Origin of the sequence: Candidatus Microthrix parvicella Bio17-1 (assembly GCF_000299415.1) — a bacterium.
GTDB classification, from domain to species: Bacteria; Actinomycetota; Acidimicrobiia; order Acidimicrobiales; family Microtrichaceae; genus Microthrix; species Microthrix parvicella.
Genome location: NZ_AMPG01000001.1, coordinates 505,634 through 525,001 on the forward strand (window position 1 = coordinate 505,634; position 19,368 = coordinate 525,001).

The following is a 19,368-nucleotide window of genomic DNA, read 5'->3' on the forward strand; positions in this document are numbered from 1 at the left end:
GATGTCCGGCGGCCCGTCATCGAACGGCTCTTCACAATTGTCGGTAGCGTTGACGAATGTCCGATCCAGCCCAGACTGACGAGGCAGGCGCCGACTCCGAACCAATCGAGATGACCACCGGCCCCGAGCCGATGGAGACGAACACCGACCCCCAACCGGCGGAACGTGAGGTCCGATCCGCGGCTTCGAAGATCCGCTCGATCCTCGGCGTGGCCGTCGTGGCGGTCACCGGGCTGTTCATCGTCATCTACGCCCTCCCCGATTCCCCCATCAAGCGCCACGTTCCGCTTTGGGTTTTCCACACCGGCGACGCCCTGTCCCTCAATCAGAACTGGGCGCTGTTTGCTCCTGACCCTCCAACCACCGATGTGCAGTTGGACGTGGTGGTGACCGACGCCGACGGCGCCATCACCGTGGAATCGTTGCCAACCGGTCCAGTGTGGGTGCCGACGGTGCGATCCGAACGCTGGCGCAAGGTTCGGGAGCGCGTCACCCCCACGTCCGGAGCTGAACGTTGGCCAGAGGTACTGCAATGGTCGTTGCGGCAACTCCGATCACGGGGCCGGGACCCTCAGCGAATCGAACTGCGCCGTCGTTGGATCGAACGACGGGCCGACGACCCCGACGACCGAGGGACCGAGAGGACCTTTCCGTTTGCCCGGCTGGAGGTGTCAACCGACACCTATGTGGTGCTCGACCCCGACGCCCCGGGTGCGGTCAAGAACCCACCGGTCGACGATTCCCCTGACGGACGAGCGAAGAAGTCCGACCAATGAGCAACCCCGCAGCCCACCGATCTTGGCTCTCGCGTCTGGTCGAGGTGCCGGCGGGAAGGCTCAATTCCGTTCTGTTGCGACCGCAACGGTTGGACAGTTGGATCCTGCTTCGCAGCGGCGTCGGCACCTTGGTGGTGTTCTGGGCCATGATCCTGTTGCCGGACCTGAACGATCTTTACGGCCCGACGTCGATCGTGCCGTCGCAGGGGCCCCGCCCCGCCCAACTCTCCATCTTCAGGTGGTGGAGCGGCGATGTGGCGGTGGGTGTGGTGCTCGGCCTGGCCGTGCTGGGCGGACTGGCATTGATCGTCGGGGTGGCGGTGCGCCTGGCAGCACCGGTCGCCTTCGTGACGGTCACCAGCCTCATGGCATCGTCGCCACTCATGCTCAACGGGGGCGACGATGTTCTGCGGCTCCTCCTTTTGTTCCTCGCGCTGTACGCGCTCATCGCTCCGGCAACCGGGCTGAACACTCCGCTCAGCGGCCTTGGGGTGGCACAACCACCCTGGGGCCCGCCTTGGGGTTTGGCGGTGATCCGCCTCCAGATCGTTGCCATGTACGTGGTCACGGTGATGGACAAGATGGAAGGCAGCACGTGGTTGGGGGGCACCGCCACCGTTCGGGCCCTCTACCTCCAATCGATGCGCCGTTTCTGGATTCCCGACTTCATCATCACTTCCTCCCTCGCCCACAACCTGATGACCTGGGGCACCTTGGTCATCGAGGTTTCCCTGCCGATCCTGCTCGTGAATCGAAAGACCCGACGGTGGGGCATCGTGTTGGGTCTCGGATTCCACGCCTTGCTGGGGTATGCGATGCGGCTGGGATTGTTTCCCGCCACGGTTGGCGTTGCATACCTGGCATTCCTCTCTGCTGAGGATGCAAGCGCTGTCATCGCCTGGGTAAGGCGCCAGCTCGGTCGCGTCAAGCGAACGCAGCCTGCCGATCAGGTGATCCTCACCGGAACCGACACACACCACGCTGGGTGACCCGGACTTCCGTCGCCGAGCCTGGCGTCCGCGGGCAGCTCAAATTGGCGCTTGCAAGTCACGCTTTCACGCCCGGCCCTCATGGCGGTCGCTACCGAGAAGGACGCTGGTGTGCCAAACAGCGTCCTGGAAGTGCCCCCGGCAGGACTCGAACCTGCAACCGTCGGATTAGAAGTGAGCTTCAGGCCGTCCACTCGGTCCTACAGCGTCGGAAGCGTCCCGCAAACAGGGCAATCCCGTCGGCCAAGGTCGTTTGGGTCGGGCTCCGTGCGCCTGGTCCGTGGGATAGGGCGTGGGATATCGAGGCTCACCCAGGCCCGGATGAAGGCACCCGTGGAGGTTCGTGGCTGGTCAAGCTGGTCGAACTGGGCGATGGAGGTCGGTGTCTGAACGACGACGGCAGCACCGAACGGGAGCGCCGCCCGGAGCGGAGCGCAGCGCAGCGAGCACCGCCCGGGACGGCGCCACGCTCGGGGCGCCCGCCGACGCTCAGCCAACGCCACCAAGGCGCAGGTGGTCCGAGCCGACCAGGCGGCCGACGTCCTCGGCGGACATGGCCAGAACGTTCCCCAGGTCCTTCAAGGTCTCCTCGCCCCGGGCGGCACACGTATGGGCGTGAGTGACGGTGGCGGCGTGCGCCCGGTTGGTGAGCGTTGCGGCGTGACACATGCGCTCGAACGGGTCCAGGTCGGGATCGGTGGCGAGTGCTGCGAGGTCCGCAAGTGATCGGCCCATGTTGGGTGGCTCCTGTCGGTACTGAGGCTTTCGGACGGTTGAGGCGTCCGGAACGGCGCCTCGACCATGTGTCGACAGGGTGCGCTCGGGGGCGGTGGGTCAAGGGCGAAGAGCGGAGACACGGGGAGCGCAGCGGAGCATGTCGCAGCGTTCCTTGAGGCTCCGCACACGGGTGCAACAGCACGGGTAGAAACTGGCCGAGGTTGGCCGTTCAAGGGCTCCCATGGTGGGGCCGCTGCCGGACCAGCACCGGCGGTCTTCAATAGGCGTTCAGCACGACAAGCCGCTACGCCGCACCCGCTAATGGGGGCGCTGGGTTCGTGAGATCCTGGTTTCGAGCTACCAGTCGGTGAGCACTTCCTGACGCTGGAGCCCTTTGGGATTCCTAGTTCTAGATCGTGCCCCGGCTGGTCGGTTCGGGTTGCCCATCAAGCGCTCATGGGGTGTCGTGCCGCAGAGCACTGATCCATTAGGTCGCCGCTCGGGAAGCCCGCACGCTCACCTGTTGAAACCCAACCAAGGAGGCACACGATGACAATCTTTGTGGGCGATGACTGGGCCGAGACCCATCATGACGTCCATCTGATGAACGACACCGGCGACAGGCTCGCCGCCAAACAGTTTCCTGAAGGACTCGAGGGGATCGCCGGGCTCCACGCCCTGATCGCCGAGCACACCACCGACCCTGGCGACGTGATCATCGGGATCGAAACCGAGCGAGGCATGTGGGTCCAAGCGCTGATCGCCGCCGGCTACCGGGTGTACGCGATCAACCCGTTGTCGGTGTCGCATTATCGAGGCCGCCACAATGTGGCCGGGGCGAAGTCCGACCCGGGCGACGCCAAACTGCTGGCGGATCTGGTGCGCACCGATCGGCACAACCACCGGCCAGTCGCCGGTGACACCGACCAGGCTGCCGGGCTGAAGGTGCTGGCGCGGGCACACCAGAACCTGATCTGGGACCGGACCCGTCACACCAACCGTCTCCGCAACGACCTCCGCGAGTTCTTCCCCGCCGCACTTTAAGCGTTCGAGAGCCTCGCCGATCGTGACGCTGTCGCGGTGTTGACCAAAGCGCCGCACCCGGACCAGGCCCGACGGTTGTCGGTTACACAGCTCCGTTCCGCGCTCAAACGCGGTGGACGGCAACGGAACCTTGAAGCGCGGGCCACCGAGATCCATGCCGCGTTGCGTACGCCTCAGCTTGCTGCGCCCCCAGCAGTCGCGGTCGCGTTCGCTGCGACCACCAAAGCGCTGATTGAGGTCACTGCTGGGCTCAACGGGGCCATCGCAGACATCGAGCGGGAGCTGGCCACCCATTTTGATGAACACCCGGACGCCGACATTTACCTCTCCCTGCCAGGACTCGGTGTTGTGCTCGGCGCCCGGGTGCTCGCAGAGTTCGGGGACGACCCCGACCACTACGACAACGCCAAGTCTCGCAGGAACTACGCGGGCACGTCACCGCTCACCATCGCCTCAGGCAAGAAACACGCCGTCCTTGCCCGACATGTCCGCAACCGGCGCCTCTACGACGCGATCGACCAATGGGCGTTCTGCTCGCTGCACACCAGCCCCGGTTGCCGCGAGTTCTACGACCAACGACGAACCGCTTGCGACCTCCACCACCAAGCACTCAGAGCGCTCGGCAACCGGCTCGTCGGCTACCTCCACGGCTGCCTCCGAACACGCAGCCCCTACGACGAACACACCGCATGGGCACACCGCCAACCAGCCCAAACCCAGACTGCTGCTTGACACCTTCCACACCTGGGGTATCTAGAACCCACCCACCTTGCGACTCACCCTATTGGGCCTCAAACACCCGAGAGCTACGATCCAAGCGTTTCCGTGATCAACCTGGTTCACGCCGCTACAGATCGGTCGCCTCCCCCATGTTTGCAGCACCGCTTAGTATCGATGTTGGAGTCCCGTACGTACTCTCCGCCTTATTCCTGGTGACCGCACCTTGGGGACTCGTATCATCGGCAGTCCAATTCGCCCGCGACCGCCAGAACGCTAAAGTGCGTCAGCCGAAGGGCGGCTTCGATCAGACCAACCTTGACCCGGTATCGCTGACGTCCGAGCAGCTCGACCTTCTTTCGTTGGAGGACCTTGAGGCGTTAGTTGAATGGGTGTCCACCGAGTGGGAGGACGAGGTATCCCCCGTCGATGAGGGCTCAGACCGCCAGGCACCAGCTACGCCAACGGCAGAGGAGGCGGACCTTTCCGCGACATCAGCAACGGACCTTGCCCGTGCCAACCAACTGGCTGTTGCTGCGCTACTCAGCCGGGACGTGCCAGAGCAGTCTGGGCGGTACGGCGGGGTCAAAGTATTTGGTCCGCTATTCGTGGGCATACTTGCATCGATCGCTGTGCTGGTCACCGGGCTTCAGAGGAATCCGAGCGATTGCGCAGCGGTTCTCGATTCGGTAGTGGCCGCAAAGACGAGTTACCCCAGTCTGCAGCTGACGGACCGCTTTCGAAGTGCGGAGGCCTGCGGGCTTGATGACGCCTTCTTCCGCTCCATCGAGGTACCGGTCGTGCCCGACGACCTTGCGCCAAGTTCAGCCCCAACGACAACCACACCTGTCGAGGGCGGATAGGCCGATCGAGGCCCGACCAATGCAGCGGTGATGACGAAGTGATGACAAATCCTGGCTCGTCTGCCTCGGATCCCATGCCGCCGTAGCGGACTTTTCAGTGTCGGAGGACCGAACGGACGCAACACGGGTTGGCGGCTCCACGACCCAGCCAGCGGGTCTCACTCCAGCTCGTCGTAGTTCTCTGGCAAAGCCGAACCGAACAAGCTCAGACCGATGGTCAATCCAAGCTGTTCGAGCCTGGCTGCGGCCTCCCTCGGAGAAACGCCAAAGTCCTTGCGAAACCGGTCACTAACCAAACCACCCTGTTGCCGCAGATCGTCCACCGCTGAGTCGAGATCCTCATCCTGCCTTGCGTTCCGGCGATCGAGCCGTATATTCGCCAGCAAAGTAAGCAAAAGTACGGGGCCCAGGATGCCCGCGTAGATCCTGATGGCGACGGCTAGGTCTCCCGCTGGCGCGATGCCCTCAGTTCCGCTCAGCGCTAGAGCGGAAAGAGAATAAAACCACCACTTCACCAGCGAGGGCGCAACAGCGACGTCAAATTGCGACGGATTGATACCGTAAAGCGCCATGTTCGTCAATCCGAGTAGGACGAACGACGTAATAAATAGCGCTACAAAGTACAGGGTGGAAATCATGGCGCTCGTGCCGCTCTTTCCGTACCGCTGAAGGTTCTTGGCCCAGACATACACCGCTCTGTGTAGAGTCAATCCGAATCCGATCTTAGTGGTGATCGATTGAATCTGTGTAGCGTTGTACTTAACGATACCGGGGGCCTTAAGTTCGTCTTCAAGGCCCACCATTTTCCATGTCAATTCGGAACGGACCAACCACTGGATGGACTCTAGCTGCTGACGCACGAAACGGGATGGGCTAAGGGCCGAACGGAAGCCTCGAAAATAGAGGACAAGCAAGAATGCCATCATCCAGACACCCGCGAATCCTAGAACCGCCCGATTCTGTGATAGAAATATTGCAGAGGCGAGGAGGATAGTTGTCGCCCCAGCGGCAAATCGCCAGCGAAAGCGGTAGCCTGCTGAACTTATGATATGAACAGCAGCGAACAGCAGCTGCATGGTGCCTTTTTTGTATATGAGCATCGGCAGATAGACGCAGGTGACGATAACAGGGAAGAAAAACACATAAGCTAGAGGCATCCATGAACGTCTGACCAGCAGAACGGTCAAGGCCACAAGAGCCAATATGATAAAAGGGCGATAATTCACAATGGCGTCGTTGCCAAGTAGCGAACTTGCGAGCCATCTATCCAAGTCGAAAACAAATACCTTAAGGAAGACGTAGACCCATATGATGATCGCAACGGCGGTCCATGCCATCATCATGCGTTTAGTAGGTTTATTTAAGGGCGAACCCAATTGCGGTTTCGTCTCACCTTGTTCTGAGGCCTCGTCAGTTTCCGGAACGATGACAGCTGCAAGTGATGGATCAATCCGCTCCCAGATATCAACCCCAGCAAAGTCCGAGTTAGCTTCTGAGTTCTCGTCGGTCAAAGCGTCAGGGGCGTCCCTCGCCTGATTTGGGGGTACATCACGCTTCGGACCTGATCTATCTGGGTTGTTAACCACGGAATGCCCTTCTTGCGGTAACGCCGACCTTTCGGTCGGGTGCGCTTCCTGTAACACAGCACCCACAAACTGCATTCGAGATTAGCCGACGTCCTGGCGAACCACAGCGTTGACATTCGCTCGCAGCTCTGCGAGTGTTACTCGCATGTTCGCAAGTGGGTCGTTCGACCGTGGCCGCTGACTTCCGTTCGGAACCCAGTGACTCCCCCGAGGGTAAGGGGATTGCTCGTCGTGCGTGGGATTCGTACGAGTCGAAGATGAGGCCGGTGACTGACCCGGTCTTTCTGCCTCTGGGCGAGGCGGTTGCTCGTAAGTGGATAGTTGAGATGTTCGGCTTCTACGTCGCCTGGCACCTGTACGGGGGGTTCGAGGGTTTGCAGGAAACGCTTGGCATGCACCCCTCCACGATCTGGCGGAAGGTTGCGAAGTTCCGGAAGATGTTCGGGGTGCACCCTGACGAGGCAAAGTTCGCTGGTGTGAGCCTCGATCCGAAGTTGTTCTGGAACGCTGCTGAGACGGTGGCGAATCCGGCGACTGACTCCGAGAGCTGAGTGGTCGTCGTGCCCGCAACAGCGCATCCTTCTCAACCCATACTCGCAAAGACGGGAGTAGAACGTCGAGAGCTTTGCTCGGGGATTGATGCGCTCTACCTCTCCGGCATCGGAACAGCCCCGGTCGGGCTGCTCGACGAGCTCGACGTGCTGAAGACGGAAGCGGTCGAGACCGGTGCTCCGGTCGATTCCGTGCTGGGCGGCTATCCCGTGAGGGTGATCGGCACGGCGATGGGCAAGTGCCGATACTGCGTGGCCCATGAGTTGGCCCGGTTTGGTTTCACGCCAAGCGAGGCACTTCCGGCGGTGCGGGTCCAGCCGACATCGCACGCTCTTCACGGGCTCGGCCCAGAGGGCACGGTTGCCTGGGTTCGTGGTGTCCTTGCCAACGCCGGGATTGACGTGAGGTTGCAAGTTGCTCGCCTTGATCTGCATTCCGACTGGCAGGGCCTGTGGATCGAGGCCGAAGAGCGGTCGAACTTCGTTACCTACTCTGACCGTCGCTCGCTTTACGAGGTCACTGAGGACTTGTCGGGGTTGAACTTCGGCACCCGGGGCGCAGCGCTCTACGCCCGCCTGTACGACAAGACCCGCGAAATGGAAGCCAAGGGCGACGACTGGTGGCTCGACGTCTGGGGCAGCGCCTACCGGCGTGGTGAACGGGTCCTGCGGGTCGAGTTCGAGTTCTCCCGGCAAGGCCTCAAAGAGTTCGGCGTCACGATTCCTGAGGACGCATTCGACCAGGTCGGGCCGCTCTGGGTCTACGCCACCGGCCGATGGCTTTCGCTTCGGGTGCCAGCCGATGACGCCACCCGTGCCCGCTGGCCGGTCGATCCCCGGTGGACCGCCGTCCAGCAAGCGACGTTGGCCGGTGCGGCGCTACCCGCTGAACGGATTCGGGCCGGTGAAAACGCTGGAACGATGCGACGGCTTCTGCCTGGCCTCGTTGGTTATCTGACCGGCGCCGCTGTTCCGCTGGGCACCAACGACGTCGACGACACCCTCGAAGCAATCCGTCCCTACCTCGACGCTTACGCCGAACAAACCGGGGTGTGGTTCGACCAGCGAGTCGCCGACAAGCGGCGACAGCTATGACCAAGCCCGACTACCAACGCCTGGCAATCGTATTTGCTGCGGTCATGACCCGTATGGTCTTGTCTGCTGGGGCCGACGAGGAGACTCAACCCGATGCTGACCGTCGCGTACGTAAGGGTGTCAACCGACGACCAGGTCGAACACTCCCCTGACGCCCAACGCCGACGCTGCGCCGAGTACGCCGCCCAGAGGAACCTCGGCCCGGTCAAGTTCCTGTCTGACGAGGGCCAATCCGGCAAAGACCTCGAACGTCCTGCCATGCAGGAACTCGTCGGTCTTATCGAGGCCGGCCAAGTCACGAATCTCATCGTGTGGCGCATGGACCGGCTTTCCCGAGACAGCGGCGACACCAGCCGACTGCTACGGCTGTTCGAACAGCACTGCGTCAACGTGCACTCGCTCAACGAGGGCGACCTAGAAACAGGATCGGCCTCGGGACGCTTCACCGCCGGGCTTCACGGGCTCCTTGCCCAACTCGAGCGGGAGAAGATCACCGAAAACATCCACCTCGGGAACGAACAAGCTGTTCGTACCGGCTTCTGGATCAACCGGGCCCCGACTGGTTACGACACTGTGGACCGGGTCCTGGTCCCCAACGACGACGCCCACCTGATCCGACGAGCCTTCAAGCTTCGAGCAGGCGGCCAGTCCTACCCCCAGATCGAACAGGGCACCGGGCTCAAGTACTCGACCGTCCGCCACGCCTTGGAGAACAAGGTTTACCTCGGGTTCACCCGCCTGCGAGATGAGCGGTTCCCGGGCAAGCACGAGCCGCTTGTGAGCCAGGCCGAGTTCGATGCAGCCCAGCGGGCACACACCCCTGGCCGTCGTCGAGGCAAAGACCTCCTCAGCGGCAGAGTTCGCTGCGGAGAATGCGGACGGATCACCGGCATCGACACCAACGGCCGGGGCAAACCGATCTACCGGTGTCGCACCCGAGGCAATGGCTGCGCCATCCCTGGCCGGTCTGCAGCTGGACTTCGCCGAGCGGCCCGACTCAGCGTCGAGCTGCTCCGGACCGACGACCAGCTAGTCGAAGCGATCCGGACGCATTTTGCGGAGAAGACGGAGCGAGCCGGAGCGGGGACGGCGGAGCCGTCCCGGGCCGGCACGCTCGGCTCCCTCCGCTCGAAGCGGCAGAAGCTCTTCGAACTGCTGCTCGCCGGCAAGATCACCGACGACTTCTTTGCCGAACAAGAACGCCAGCTCACCGCCAAGATCGAAGCCACCGAAGCCCATCGCACCGAAGCGATCGAGACCCACCGCCACCACAACGCTCTGGCCGAAGCATTCGAACAAGCCGCCGCCATGCTCCGAGATCCAGCGTTCGAACTCGCCGAGATATGGGACAACGCTTCCGCAGCCGAACGACGAGTGATCGTCGAAGAACTCATCGAGTCAGTCACCATCTACGCCGACCGACTCGAAGTGAACGTCACCGGAGCACCGCCGCTACTCGTCACCCTTGCCGAAGTCGGACTTCGGGAGCCTGGTACGGCACCTGTTGTGTCGGAGGACCTAACGGACTTTCGTTCGAGTGGCGCCTGGGGTCTGTCAGGTAGGACCCGACTGATCGACTGGGTCGCCTGACGTAGATGGCTCTAAGGCGGCTGGCTCGGAAGATGGTTCGGGACCCGGCATAAGGGCCTTCGGGGTCAGGTCAATTTCGATCGTCGTCGCACAGGAAACCGCAGTGATCTCCACTTGATGGTGCGTCGGGCCCAGCAAACCTGCAAACGGGGCGAATCCAACTAGAGCGCAAATGGCCGCAGCTGTTTGGAGACCAGAGTTTGCGCGTATCAACCATTGGCGCATTTCCTCGCCATTCTCTCCTGAACGCTTTGTGCGGTCTTGGAGGACAGAAAGTCGCTCTAATAGCCGCAAGCACGGCCCCGTGAGGTCGCTCGTCGTCCGCGAGCCGCTCTGAGCGGCTCGCAATATTTCCTGGACGGCGGATCGCATCTGACCGACTATTAGGTCGTCGGGTTCGACCAATGGGACCTCGTCGAGCAATTCCAACAGTTGCGCGAACGCAGAAACCAGTTCGTCGCTGTCCGCAATTCGGAATAGGTCGTTCGGCGATGTTTCATCCAATTGCGCTTGTAACGTCAGAATGTGTTCGTACGGGGACACGTCATATGCGAATGTTTCCCATTTGGCATTTAAGCTCCCTATCAAGAGCTCGCCTAGCGGCCGTAGAGTTATTCCATCGTCATATCTTTGAGTTAAAAGTACACATTGGCTAATCTCGTGAGTCCAGTTAGCACCAAAGTACTTCGCCCATATGGATTTAGCAGAGCTAGCTGTCTCACTGCGTCCGACTTGTTCGGCACCCCTGAGGTGCCGAAGAAGCAGTCTGGCTGGGCTACCTTCAAGGACTGTCACTGGGCTCCTTCCGGGCAGGTGCGTTCCCTGTAACACAGCACCCGCAAACTGCATCGAGACTAGACGATGTTCAAGACTCCGAAGCGTGGAGACCCACGTTGAGCAGCTCAGTGTCCTCGGGCGCTTCATCGGATCGGCGCCAAGCGTCGTACTTTGCCAGGACGTCGACGGTCCGCCGAACCTTCCGCATGGCTTCGTCGGTGGAGTAGATCGCAGCGGGGCTTTCGAGCATAGGGAAGCACTTCCTGAACGCTGACTGCTCCCGGAACGCAGACCGTCGAGGCGTGTTCCACCACTCGGCGACCTCATCGACGGAGGGGTCCCGATCGAGGGCAACTTGGACGTGAACCCAGGAGTGAGCCCAACTGAGCGCCTTGACGGCGTTCCGAAACCCTCCGTTAGAGACTGCGACGTCGAGCCAGGTCGCCTTGCGTTTGAGGGCCATCGTTGTCCTCCCTGCCTGCTCCGAGACCCACAGTGGACCTCGACGTCTCAAGAAACTTACACGAATGCAGTGCCAACGTCTGGCACTAGCGCTATGGTGCCAGCTTATGGCACTACCCGACCAAGGCCGAGGGACTCCCCCTCTTCAAGAACTTGCTGCTGGCATCGACGCCCTTTATCTGTCTGGGCTGGGCTCGTTGCCCTCGCCCTTGGTCGAGAGCCTTGAGTCCGCTCGGACGGAAGCAGGCGAAGCCGGCGAACCTGCCGACGTTGAGGTAGGTGGCAGCCAGTGGAGGTTGGCCGGCCATGGGTGGGGGAAATATCGATTCTGTTTGGACAACTCCCGAGGGCGGGTGGGCTTGACGGACAGCGATCACCTGCCGACTGTCAGGATTCAGCCTCGGGCAGAGTTGCTGCATGCAATCGGCCCAGCCGACACGGTCCTGATGATGACTGAACCGTTCGAAGCGGCACTAGGCCCGCTGACGTGGTCGGTGTCTCGGGTGGACGTGCACTCTGATTGGCAGGGCTTGACCTGCATCGCTCGATGTCTGAGCGATTCGTTGGTCGTGCCGATGCTCGGGCGATCTTCGAGGACGCTGACCTGTGCACTGGCTTCACCTTTGGTGCCGGAAACGGCGGCGGCCTCTCCGCCCGCCTTTACGACAAGGTCGCCGAGATCAATCGAACGGGAAATGACTACTGGTTCGACGTGTGGGGCGAGCGCTACGACCCCACCCGAGGCGTGCACCGGTTGGAGTTTTAGTGGGGGCGTGACGCCCTTCGGTCAATGCAGCTCGACACTCCGGTTGACGTGTTGGCGGCGACGGGAGACCTGTGGAAGTACGGGACTTCAGAGTGGCTGACCCTGCGCAATCCGACGAGCGACGAGACCAAGTCTCGGTGGCCGATCGCTCCTGAGTGGGCTGACATTCAACGCAGCAGCCTGAACCACGACCTGCTTGGCGTCGCCCGCTTGAAGGAGGGCAGCCGGAAGGGCGCACTTCGACTTCTGATGCCGTTGCTCAACGGTTGCGCCTCGAGCGCTGCGGTGCATCTCGGTACGGAGGGCATCAGCGACACCCTGCAGGCGTTGGGACCTGAGCTCCAGCGATACGCAAGATCGTCGGGTGAGGACTTCTCGGCACGGGTGGACAGGAAGCGGCGGGAGTGGTCGCTGTGAGTGCGGTGGACGACCCCGACGAAGGTGCCATCGACTTCTGGACGTGCGCCACTCTGAGCCTGACCGAGGCTGCCAAGGTTCTCGGCGTGCATCGCACCGCATGGGAGCTGTACAAGCGGGACGAGTTCCCGGTTCCTGTTCTGCAGATCGGGAACCGGCTCCGAGTGACGAAGCACCACCTCAGCCGGTTTCTGTTGGCTGACCGCTGATCGTCGGACCGGACTGCCCTCCCGTTGCGGCACTGCGGGGACGGCTGGCGTCAGGATTGGCGACCAGGTCACCCATCACGTCGGCGGCTGACTGGTCGCTCGCCTCCAGGAAGTGGGCGTAGATGGTGAACGTCGTGGCTGCATTGGCGTGGCCGAGCCGACCCGAGACGGTTCGGACCGGGACGCCTGCGCCCAGGAGGCGTGTGGCGGCAAAATGCCGGAGGTCGTGAAGCCGGACATTCTCGAAGCCGAGGGCGTCTCTTGCCGATTGAAACCACTTGGTCGTGGTAGTCGGGGTCCAGGGAATGCTGCAGTCCGGCTCGGCTGAGAACACGTAGCCAGCTTCGGGGAGGACGACCTCGGCGGCGTCGGCTCGCTCTTCAGCCACCCTGCGTTGGTCAGCCAGAACGCTCAGCGTTCCGGCATCGAGGGCGATGCGTCGGGCGGCGTGGTTCTTGGTGTCCTTCTCGACCAGGCCGCCCCTCACCGCCACGATTGCCCGTCCGATCGTCAGGGTGCTGGCGTTCACGTCGATGTTCTGCCAGCGCAGGGCGCACAACTCGCCTCGCCGGGCGCCGGTGGTTGCTGCGAGGTGGAGGTACCGGCCGAACTCCGGGCGGTGCTCCTTGGCGTAGTCGAGCAACTGGCCAACCTGCTCGACGTCGGGGGGCGACAGCTCAGGACGTCGTACCCTGGGCGGGCTGGCCTCGGCGGCTGGGTTGGTGGCGATCCAACCCCATCGAACGGCCTGGCGCAGCGCCCGCCGAATGATTGCGTGGATTTGGCGCACCGATGCCGGGGACAGTCCTCGCTCCTTCACGAGCCCGACGTAGAGCCGGTCGAGGTCAGCCGTTCGCACCCTGCTGATCTTCACCGAACCGAGCCCGGGCAAAATGTGCAGCCTCAACAGGTCCTCATATCGGCGCAACGTCGTCGGGCTCAGATCCGGGCCCGATTGCGCCAGCCAGCGATCCGAGAGTTCTCGGAACGTTGCGTCGGTGCCGTGGTCTCGGCCCTGGTCAGAGTCGGCCACGAGGGCGTTAAGGACCTTCTCGGCATCACGCCTCGATCCCCTAACAGTGCGGCTGATCTGTCGCCGCTTGCCGCTCACTGGGTCCCGGCCCGACTCGGCTCGGACTTCCCACACACCTGACGAACGCTCTCGGAGGCCACCTCTCATACCTCTGACCGTAGCGGCGAGGTATGACAGCGTGGGATAACCGTGGGATGGGCTCCTGCACAGCTCAGCTGTTGGCGCTAGGAACCCTTTGCTTGCAAGGGTTTTAGAAGTGCCCCCGGCAGGACTCGAACCTGCAACCGTCGGATTAGAAGTCCGATGCTCTATCCAATTGAGCTACAGGGGCCCGCTTCGATGCAGCGACACGACCATCGTTCTCGTGGCGCTGGGTCTCAGGTGAGTCTATGGGAACGGGCTGCCCCGGCATTTTCCACGCGTCGACATCGCATCGCTGTGTGGTCGCCCTTCAGACGGAGTGGACGGAAGTCACCCATTTCAACCCGCTCCGGTATCGTTCCCGCTGATCTCAGCGTTGTCCGCGACCAGGAGGCCCCATGGCCGCAAGCCCAACCCTTCAGCCACACCGACGACGAAGGGCGGGCCTGCTGGCGCTGGTCGGCATCGCACTGCTGGCGCTCGCCCCGGTGCACCCTGCCGGCGCCCAAACGACTCACTCATGGGATGCCTTCGAGCAGGTGACCGGGGCGAACGGCCGGGAGTACATCGCCGACTCTCAAGGCCGGGCCCTCCAACTCCGAGGCGTCAACATCAAGACCGGCGACCCAGCCGATGGAGCGCGCGACGAGGTGCTCGACGCCATCGCCGCCCGAGGATTCAACCTTCTGCGGCTATCGGTGTTCTGGGAGCAGGTCGAGCCCGAACAGGGCGAGTACGACCAGGCGTACCTCGACGACATCGATGCCGTGATCACCTCAGCTGAGCAGCGGGGCATCTGGGTGGTCGTGAGCTTCCATCAAGACACCTTTGGCTCCGCATTTGGTGGGCACGGCATCCCGCCGTGGGCCACCAAGGACGACGGCCTGCCGTTTGAGGACACCGGCAGCTTCCTCACCAACTACCTTCAACCCGGAGTTCAGGCTGCATGGGAGAACCTGTACGAGGACCCGGACATCCGCGCCGCCCAGGCCGCCACCTGGACCCACGTGGCAGCCGAGTACAGCGACCATCCCAACGTGATCGGTTACGACCTGCTCAATGAGCCCTTTGGCAAGATACGCGAAGGCGAAGACCTCTTCACTGCCGCCAAACGGGTCGAGTCGGTCCAACTGACGGCGATGTACCAGCGTCTCACCGATGCCATCCGCACCGCCGACGAACAAGGCTGGATGTTTATCGAGGCCCCGAACCTTGCATCACTCGGCATCGCCACCTCCCTCGGCCGTGTCAACGATGAGCGCGTCGTCTTCTTCCCGCACATGTACAACACCGATATCGAGCTCGAGATCTACAACGGCTCTGGTGACCCGAGTGGCTACAACCCGGCGTTCTTCGAGAACTGGGCGAACGCGATCACCACCTACACCGATAGTTACAAGGTGCCGATGATGGTGGGCGAATGGGGTGTCCCCACGCCATATCCCGGCATCGACCGCTACATCGCCCAGGTGCTGGAAACCATGGAGGCGACCACGTCAGGTTGGGCCCAGTTCAACGGATGCTTCGGTGAGGGCTACTGCACCTTCGGCCCCGACGGCGAGGACCGCGTACAAATCGACCAGATCGTCCAGCCCTATGCCCAGGCGATCGCGGGGCTACCCGACAACCATCACTACGACCCGGCGACGCGCACCCTGCGGATCACCTACGCCGATGGTGACGCCACCGGTGCCACTGAGATCGCCGTACCGGCGACGAAGCTCTACCCCAAGGGTTGGCGCCTCGATGTCGATGGAACCAAGGTCGAGCCCAGCACCGAGCAGCCTGCGCCTGGCGTCGACCTCATTTCGGTGGAAGTACCAAACAACGGAACAACACACACGCTGTGCCTCACGCCAACCGAGGCTCCGCAGAGCTGCGCGACGGCACCCGTCGATGCAGGATCTCCCCCGCCCGTCGGTCCCTCCTCACCCAACGACCCCCCATCGTCGGGGAACAATGCTTCACCATCGGAGAACAACGCTCCATCCAGCGAGAACCAACCGACATCCGGTGCGATTGCCAGGCCCCTTTCGCCCCGGTTCACCGGCTGAGTCGACACGGCCGGAAGCACGGCCGGTGGGTAATCGACTTCCACCGGCGCGGCGCCACGGCCTAACATCGGGCGCACTTGGTGGGCGTAGCTCAGTTGGTTAGAGCGCCAGGTTGTGATCCTGGAGGCCGGGGGTTCGAGACCCCTCGCTCACCCCACCGACGACCGTCCGGCCCATTGGGTCGGGCGGTCGTCTCGCGCCTGGGCGAATCAGGGCCGCTTTCTACGGTCCACCTCGAATCGTTGGTGGCGCGCGCACGCCGGCCTGTACACTTGGGCTCCTTGCGCCTCTAGCTCAATTGGTTAGAGCGTCGGACTCTTAATCCGTAGGTTCCGGGTTCGAGTCCCGGGGGGCGTACACCACTGAGACCCCAGGTCACCCGGCTTCCGGGAGGCCTGGGGTCTCGTTTGTTCTCGAAGGATGCGGGTACTTTGCATCCGCTGATTGCCTGTCGAACCCATCCACACACCGCCACCGAGGGGCCCACCTTGAAGCCGCTACGTCGTTATCTGCTGTCGATCACGCTGATCGGTTCGATTGGCTTGACCGCGTGTGGCAACTCCGAGGATGTCGACACGACGAGCGAGGCCGCGACGTCAACGGCAGCGCAGCCAGTCGAGTCGACCAAAGCGGCTCCGGCCTCGTCCTCCCAGCCAACGGAGTCCAGCACCTCCCTGCCAACCAGCACAGCCCTGCCAACCAGCACAGCCCTGCCAACCAGCACAGCGCCGGTAACGACGGCGCCACCGGCCGTTGCCCCGGCAACCACGAGCCCGTCGGCCGCGTCACCGCTCGCCGACTTCGAGGAATACTCCGTGCTCCAGAGCACGCTCGATGATCTGGGCTCGCTGACACCCACGATCGAAACCGACAACCCGAACACACGGGTGATCCTGTATGCCAACGCTGCCGGGCAGAAGGTCTACAAGTCGATCTACGTCAAGCGAAACAACCGCTTGAAGATCATCAAAATCAACGGCAACGGTCCACCGCTGTTCAATGGCGCGATCTAGCTCAGGGCGCTTGCGTCGATCGCTCCGGTTCGCTCACCGTGTGCGTGTCGAGCGGCGGTCCAGCCCCGAAACCAAGGAGATGACGATATGACGCAGTACCTACTGTCGGTGTGGCACGCCGAGGACGCCGAGGTGTACCCCGACGACGAAACGATGCAGCGTGCGTTCACACAGGTGGACGCATTCAACGAAGAGCTCCAAGCATCCGGATCCTGGTTGTTCGCAGGCGGGCTCCAACCGCCTTCGTCCGCCAGCGTCGTGCGGGTCACCGACTCGGGGACGTCGGTCACCGACGGCCCACTCGCCGAGGCAAACAAGTACATCGGTGGGTTTTGGCTCCTCGAAACCACCGACCTGGACGCAGCGCACGTTTGGGCACGCAAGGCGTCCGAAGCCTGCATGAACCCCGTCGAGGTTCGCCCGCTCCAGGGCGGGTAACGGCGGCCGAAAGTGGTCAGGCTGAGGAACGCACCACGACCACATCACCCGGCCGGATGCTCCCAGCGGTAAGTACTGCGGCGTACCAGCGGGCCCGACCCGGACTGACGTCGTGGCCCAGGCGCTGCTGGTCGCCGTCGGTGAACCAACGGCTGTTCTTGGCGCACGGTACCGCCGGGGCGGAGATCCTGGCGGACATCTCGCCAACCTCGATGATCAGACCGGACCGCATCGTGGCCCAGTCAAGACCCGCGATGCTCAGGTTCTCACCAGCAGCGCCAGGAAAGATGGGGTGGCCTTCGGCCGCCCACGCCTCGACCACTTCAACCGACCACAGACACAATGCCTGCCACGGTCGTCCGTGATACTGACGAGCCGCCTGGGTATCGCCGATCACGCCCCCGGCATCAATGTCAGCGCGGGGAATCGACGGCTTGGGAACCCCGCCCTCGCTTGCATGCAGCGACGCCACCATCCCAGTGACCGGTTGGACAACATCGCCCAGTCGGTGGCGAAGCCGTGCGATGTCGGCGAGATGATGCATCACCTCGTGGGCGCCTTTGCGCACGAGCCATTCCAGCGACAGGACCTCCGTCCCGACCGTGACGGTATGGCGCCACTGCTCGTCGTCGACCGAGCGGAGCACACTGCCGAAGCGGCGAGCCTGGCCATCCAGCCCTTCGAGCGTGGCGACTGAATTGAGGCTGGGAACCTCGGGCGAGGCCGGCGGGTCCGGGATGCCACCAAGATCGGTCCCAGGGGCCTCAACCAATGTCTCGGCGACATGACGGTGAGACATGACGACGCCGACAAGGTCAGCGACGTGGTCGCCGACGGCCCCGTTGAATTGGTCCACCCGGGTGAGCCACATATCCTCCGGGAGGCGCTCCACGGCCAATCCGGTGAGCCACCCGGCTTTCTCGATCGTACGAATCGCATCCTGGCGAGACCAGTGCGAGGCATCGAAACCACACTCGGTACAGGTTTCCGGCCGGGAGACGGGAGGTTCAGCAATCACAGGTCGCGTCCGATGCGTCCAAGGTACCGACCGCGGACCGGGCGGTGTCAGAGCCCAAGCACCGGCGCCGGGTTCGGGGTCGGATGTTGATATGGCTTCACAATGCTTCGGCAGGGCTTCACATCACCCGCTCTTCGGCGTAGCGTGATCCAAAGGGATTTACGACGCGCTCAAGCCTTGCGGCTGGAAGCAGATGGGGGCGAGGCGACTCGCAGGTCCTTTGGCCGAAGTTCGGCCGTGGTTCTTCGGAGGTCCCAGAATGTCTACTCATCCGTCCGCCGGCACCCACGCTCGCCGTCGCCACCGTCGCGCCGTGGCCGCGATCGGCATCGTGGTGCTGATGATCGCCGCCACCGCGTGTTTCTCGCTCGATCCCAAGTCCGGATCAGGAAACGGCATGGCCTACATCACCGATGTGCGCAGCGCCCGGCAGGGCGACACCGACCGTGTGGTCATCGAGTTCGCAAACAAGCAGTTACCCAATTGGGATGTACGACTTGCGACGCCACCGTTCTACCAGGATGGCAGCGGCAAGAAGGTGAAGGTGTCCGGCCACGCATTCCTGGCGGTCAAACTCACCAACGCCGACGCTCACTCCTGGTTCGTCGGCCCCACCCGCTTCAGTCCGCCTGGCACCCCGAACGTGACCGAAATCGTGCGCAACGGAGACTTTGAAGGCCACGTCAACCATGTGATCGGATTGGAAAACATGGCGGCCTTTCAGGTGACCGTTCTGAAGTCTCCATCCCGCTTGGTCATCGACATCCAGCACTAGCCCGCGAGCGTCGACGACGAGCAACGACCTTTGACGCGGTTTCGCCGGTTACCGACAGCAGCGGCCGGGTAGGTTGGCTTACATGAGCATCACACTTGAAGAAATCCGTACCGACTGGCCCGAAGATGAGACGATTGTTGCCTCCACCGATGGAGACGGCGATGCCTCCGATCCCGGAGACGGTGATGGAGACGCCGGTGATGACGGCGACGGCGACGCCGGTGCTGGTGACACCGACGGCGGCGATACCGACGGCGGGGATGCCTGAAACTGCTCTCCGAGTTGACCGCCTCCAGCGGCACCTTCCCACCGGCTACTCGCCGGGAGTTTCATGCCG

Annotated in this window: 19 protein-coding genes, 3 tRNA genes and 1 pseudogene; 17 read left to right on the forward strand and 6 right to left on the reverse strand. The window is 62.9% G+C overall.

Annotation, left to right across the window (positions count from 1 at the left end; genetic code table 11):
- The first annotated feature begins 56 nt into the window (after positions 1-56).
- Together MPARV_RS0102450 and MPARV_RS0102455 are read left to right on the forward strand one after the other, a co-directional pair.
- Positions 57-776, forward strand: a complete 720-nt coding sequence (locus MPARV_RS0102450) for a hypothetical protein (RefSeq protein ID WP_020377104.1) — start codon at positions 57-59, stop codon at positions 774-776.
- Positions 773-1,765, forward strand: a complete 993-nt coding sequence (locus MPARV_RS0102455) for an HTTM domain-containing protein (RefSeq protein WP_020377105.1) — start codon at positions 773-775, stop codon at positions 1,763-1,765. The genes MPARV_RS0102450 and MPARV_RS0102455 overlap by 4 nt, the downstream gene beginning before the upstream one ends.
- A 489-nt stretch (positions 1,766-2,254) precedes the next feature.
- Here the strand turns inward: MPARV_RS0102455 and MPARV_RS22045 are convergent, their stop codons facing one another.
- Positions 2,255-2,500, reverse strand: a complete 246-nt coding sequence (locus MPARV_RS22045; protein WP_020377106.1) for a hypothetical protein — start codon at positions 2,498-2,500, stop codon at positions 2,255-2,257.
- 531 nt (positions 2,501-3,031) lie between these two features.
- Here MPARV_RS22045 and MPARV_RS20675 point away from each other — a divergent pair.
- Positions 3,032-4,258: pseudogene (locus tag MPARV_RS20675) on the forward strand (IS110 family RNA-guided transposase).
- Positions 4,259-4,524: 266 nt separating this feature from the next.
- The gene (locus MPARV_RS0102470) at positions 4,525-5,106 is read left to right on the forward strand and encodes a hypothetical protein (RefSeq protein WP_157789422.1); all 582 of its coding nucleotides are present in this window, start codon (positions 4,525-4,527) and stop codon (positions 5,104-5,106) included.
- Between the two features lie 158 nt (positions 5,107-5,264).
- Here the strand turns inward: MPARV_RS0102470 and MPARV_RS0102475 are convergent, their stop codons facing one another.
- Entirely contained in the window at positions 5,265-6,617 is a 1,353-nt protein-coding gene (locus tag MPARV_RS0102475; RefSeq protein WP_157789423.1) for a hypothetical protein, read from the reverse strand.
- 245 nt (positions 6,618-6,862) lie between these two features.
- On the opposite strand from MPARV_RS0102475, the gene MPARV_RS0102480 reads away from it, so the two are divergent.
- From MPARV_RS0102480 to MPARV_RS0102490, 3 genes are all read left to right on the forward strand, one after another.
- Positions 6,863-7,243 (forward strand): hypothetical protein, encoded by a 381-nt coding sequence (locus MPARV_RS0102480; RefSeq protein WP_020377111.1) that lies wholly within the window; start codon positions 6,863-6,865, stop codon positions 7,241-7,243.
- Positions 7,244-7,252: 9 nt separating this feature from the next.
- A complete protein-coding gene (locus MPARV_RS22050; protein ID WP_157789424.1) occupies positions 7,253-8,338 on the forward strand; it encodes a hypothetical protein in 1,086 nt (361 codons plus the stop codon).
- Between the two features lie 93 nt (positions 8,339-8,431).
- A complete protein-coding gene (locus tag MPARV_RS0102490) occupies positions 8,432-9,928 on the forward strand; it encodes a recombinase family protein (protein ID WP_020377113.1) in 1,497 nt (498 codons plus the stop codon).
- An 865-nt stretch (positions 9,929-10,793) separates the two neighbouring features.
- Here MPARV_RS0102490 and MPARV_RS0102495 read toward each other — a convergent pair.
- On the reverse strand, positions 10,794-11,168 hold the full coding sequence (locus tag MPARV_RS0102495; RefSeq protein ID WP_020377114.1) for a hypothetical protein: 375 nt from the start codon (positions 11,166-11,168) through the stop codon (positions 10,794-10,796).
- 546 nt (positions 11,169-11,714) lie between these two features.
- On the opposite strand from MPARV_RS0102495, the gene MPARV_RS0102505 reads away from it, so the two are divergent.
- The 3 genes from MPARV_RS0102505 to MPARV_RS0102515 are packed head-to-tail and all read left to right on the forward strand — an operon-like array spanning position 11,715 to position 12,559.
- Complete coding sequence (locus tag MPARV_RS0102505) at positions 11,715-11,933, forward strand: hypothetical protein (protein WP_020377116.1); 219 nt, start codon at positions 11,715-11,717, stop codon at positions 11,931-11,933.
- A gap of 24 nt (positions 11,934-11,957) precedes the next feature.
- Complete coding sequence (locus tag MPARV_RS0102510) at positions 11,958-12,350, forward strand: hypothetical protein (RefSeq protein ID WP_020377117.1); 393 nt, start codon at positions 11,958-11,960, stop codon at positions 12,348-12,350.
- Complete coding sequence (locus MPARV_RS0102515; protein WP_020377118.1) at positions 12,347-12,559, forward strand: MerR family transcriptional regulator; 213 nt, start codon at positions 12,347-12,349, stop codon at positions 12,557-12,559. The genes MPARV_RS0102510 and MPARV_RS0102515 overlap by 4 nt, the downstream gene beginning before the upstream one ends.
- On the opposite strand, the gene MPARV_RS0102520 is transcribed toward MPARV_RS0102515, so the two are convergent.
- Together MPARV_RS0102520 and MPARV_RS0102525 are read right to left on the reverse strand one after the other, a co-directional pair.
- On the reverse strand, positions 12,531-13,592 hold the full coding sequence (locus MPARV_RS0102520; protein ID WP_020377119.1) for a tyrosine-type recombinase/integrase: 1,062 nt from the start codon (positions 13,590-13,592) through the stop codon (positions 12,531-12,533). The genes MPARV_RS0102515 and MPARV_RS0102520 overlap by 29 nt on opposite strands.
- Positions 13,593-13,849: 257 nt before the next feature.
- Positions 13,850-13,923, reverse strand: a tRNA-Arg gene (locus MPARV_RS0102525).
- A 208-nt stretch (positions 13,924-14,131) separates the two neighbouring features.
- On the opposite strand from MPARV_RS0102525, the gene MPARV_RS0102530 reads away from it, so the two are divergent.
- The 5 genes from MPARV_RS0102530 to MPARV_RS0102550 all read left to right on the forward strand — a co-directional run bounded on the left by MPARV_RS0102530 (position 14,132) and on the right by MPARV_RS0102550 (position 17,238).
- A complete protein-coding gene (locus MPARV_RS0102530) occupies positions 14,132-15,787 on the forward strand; it encodes a cellulase family glycosylhydrolase (protein ID WP_020377120.1) in 1,656 nt (551 codons plus the stop codon).
- A gap of 80 nt (positions 15,788-15,867) precedes the next feature.
- Positions 15,868-15,944 (forward strand) — tRNA-His (locus tag MPARV_RS0102535).
- A gap of 126 nt (positions 15,945-16,070) precedes the next feature.
- A tRNA-Lys gene (locus MPARV_RS0102540) sits at positions 16,071-16,144 on the forward strand.
- Positions 16,145-16,275: 131 nt separating this feature from the next.
- A complete protein-coding gene (locus MPARV_RS22055) occupies positions 16,276-16,800 on the forward strand; it encodes a RodZ family helix-turn-helix domain-containing protein (protein ID WP_238538804.1) in 525 nt (174 codons plus the stop codon).
- Positions 16,801-16,887: 87 nt separating this feature from the next.
- Complete coding sequence (locus tag MPARV_RS0102550) at positions 16,888-17,238, forward strand: YciI family protein (RefSeq protein ID WP_012230334.1); 351 nt, start codon at positions 16,888-16,890, stop codon at positions 17,236-17,238.
- Positions 17,239-17,254: 16 nt separating this feature from the next.
- Here the strand turns inward: MPARV_RS0102550 and MPARV_RS22060 are convergent, their stop codons facing one another.
- Positions 17,255-18,130, reverse strand: coding sequence for an MOSC domain-containing protein (locus MPARV_RS22060; RefSeq protein WP_157789425.1), 876 nt, complete (start codon positions 18,128-18,130; stop codon positions 17,255-17,257).
- 439 nt (positions 18,131-18,569) lie between these two features.
- Here MPARV_RS22060 and MPARV_RS0102560 point away from each other — a divergent pair, with 439 nt between their 5' ends.
- On the forward strand, positions 18,570-19,031 hold the full coding sequence (locus MPARV_RS0102560; protein WP_020377123.1) for an AMIN-like domain-containing (lipo)protein: 462 nt from the start codon (positions 18,570-18,572) through the stop codon (positions 19,029-19,031).
- A gap of 82 nt (positions 19,032-19,113) precedes the next feature.
- The gene (locus tag MPARV_RS0102565; RefSeq protein WP_012230328.1) at positions 19,114-19,299 is read left to right on the forward strand and encodes a hypothetical protein; all 186 of its coding nucleotides are present in this window, start codon (positions 19,114-19,116) and stop codon (positions 19,297-19,299) included.
- Positions 19,300-19,368 lie beyond the last annotated feature (69 nt).

What these genes read in the sequence shown, in the direction of transcription:
- MPARV_RS0102450 (WP_020377104.1), top strand. Translation starts at nt 57, where the DNA reads ATGTCCGATCCAGCCCAGACTGACGAGGCAGGCGCCGACTCCGAACCA.
- MPARV_RS0102455 (WP_020377105.1), top strand. Translation starts at nt 773, where the DNA reads ATGAGCAACCCCGCAGCCCACCGATCTTGGCTCTCGCGTCTGGTCGAG.
- MPARV_RS22045 (WP_020377106.1), bottom strand. Translation starts at nt 2,500, where the DNA reads ATGGGCCGATCACTTGCGGACCTCGCAGCACTCGCCACCGATCCCGAC.
- MPARV_RS0102490 (WP_020377113.1), top strand. Translation starts at nt 8,432, where the DNA reads ATGCTGACCGTCGCGTACGTAAGGGTGTCAACCGACGACCAGGTCGAA.
- MPARV_RS0102495 (WP_020377114.1), bottom strand. Translation starts at nt 11,168, where the DNA reads ATGGCCCTCAAACGCAAGGCGACCTGGCTCGACGTCGCAGTCTCTAAC.
- MPARV_RS0102505 (WP_020377116.1), top strand. Translation starts at nt 11,715, where the DNA reads ATGTCTGAGCGATTCGTTGGTCGTGCCGATGCTCGGGCGATCTTCGAG.
- MPARV_RS0102510 (WP_020377117.1), top strand. Translation starts at nt 11,958, where the DNA reads ATGCAGCTCGACACTCCGGTTGACGTGTTGGCGGCGACGGGAGACCTG.
- MPARV_RS0102530 (WP_020377120.1), top strand. Translation starts at nt 14,132, where the DNA reads ATGGCCGCAAGCCCAACCCTTCAGCCACACCGACGACGAAGGGCGGGC.
- MPARV_RS0102550 (WP_012230334.1), top strand. Translation starts at nt 16,888, where the DNA reads ATGACGCAGTACCTACTGTCGGTGTGGCACGCCGAGGACGCCGAGGTG.
- MPARV_RS0102565 (WP_012230328.1), top strand. Translation starts at nt 19,114, where the DNA reads ATGAGCATCACACTTGAAGAAATCCGTACCGACTGGCCCGAAGATGAG.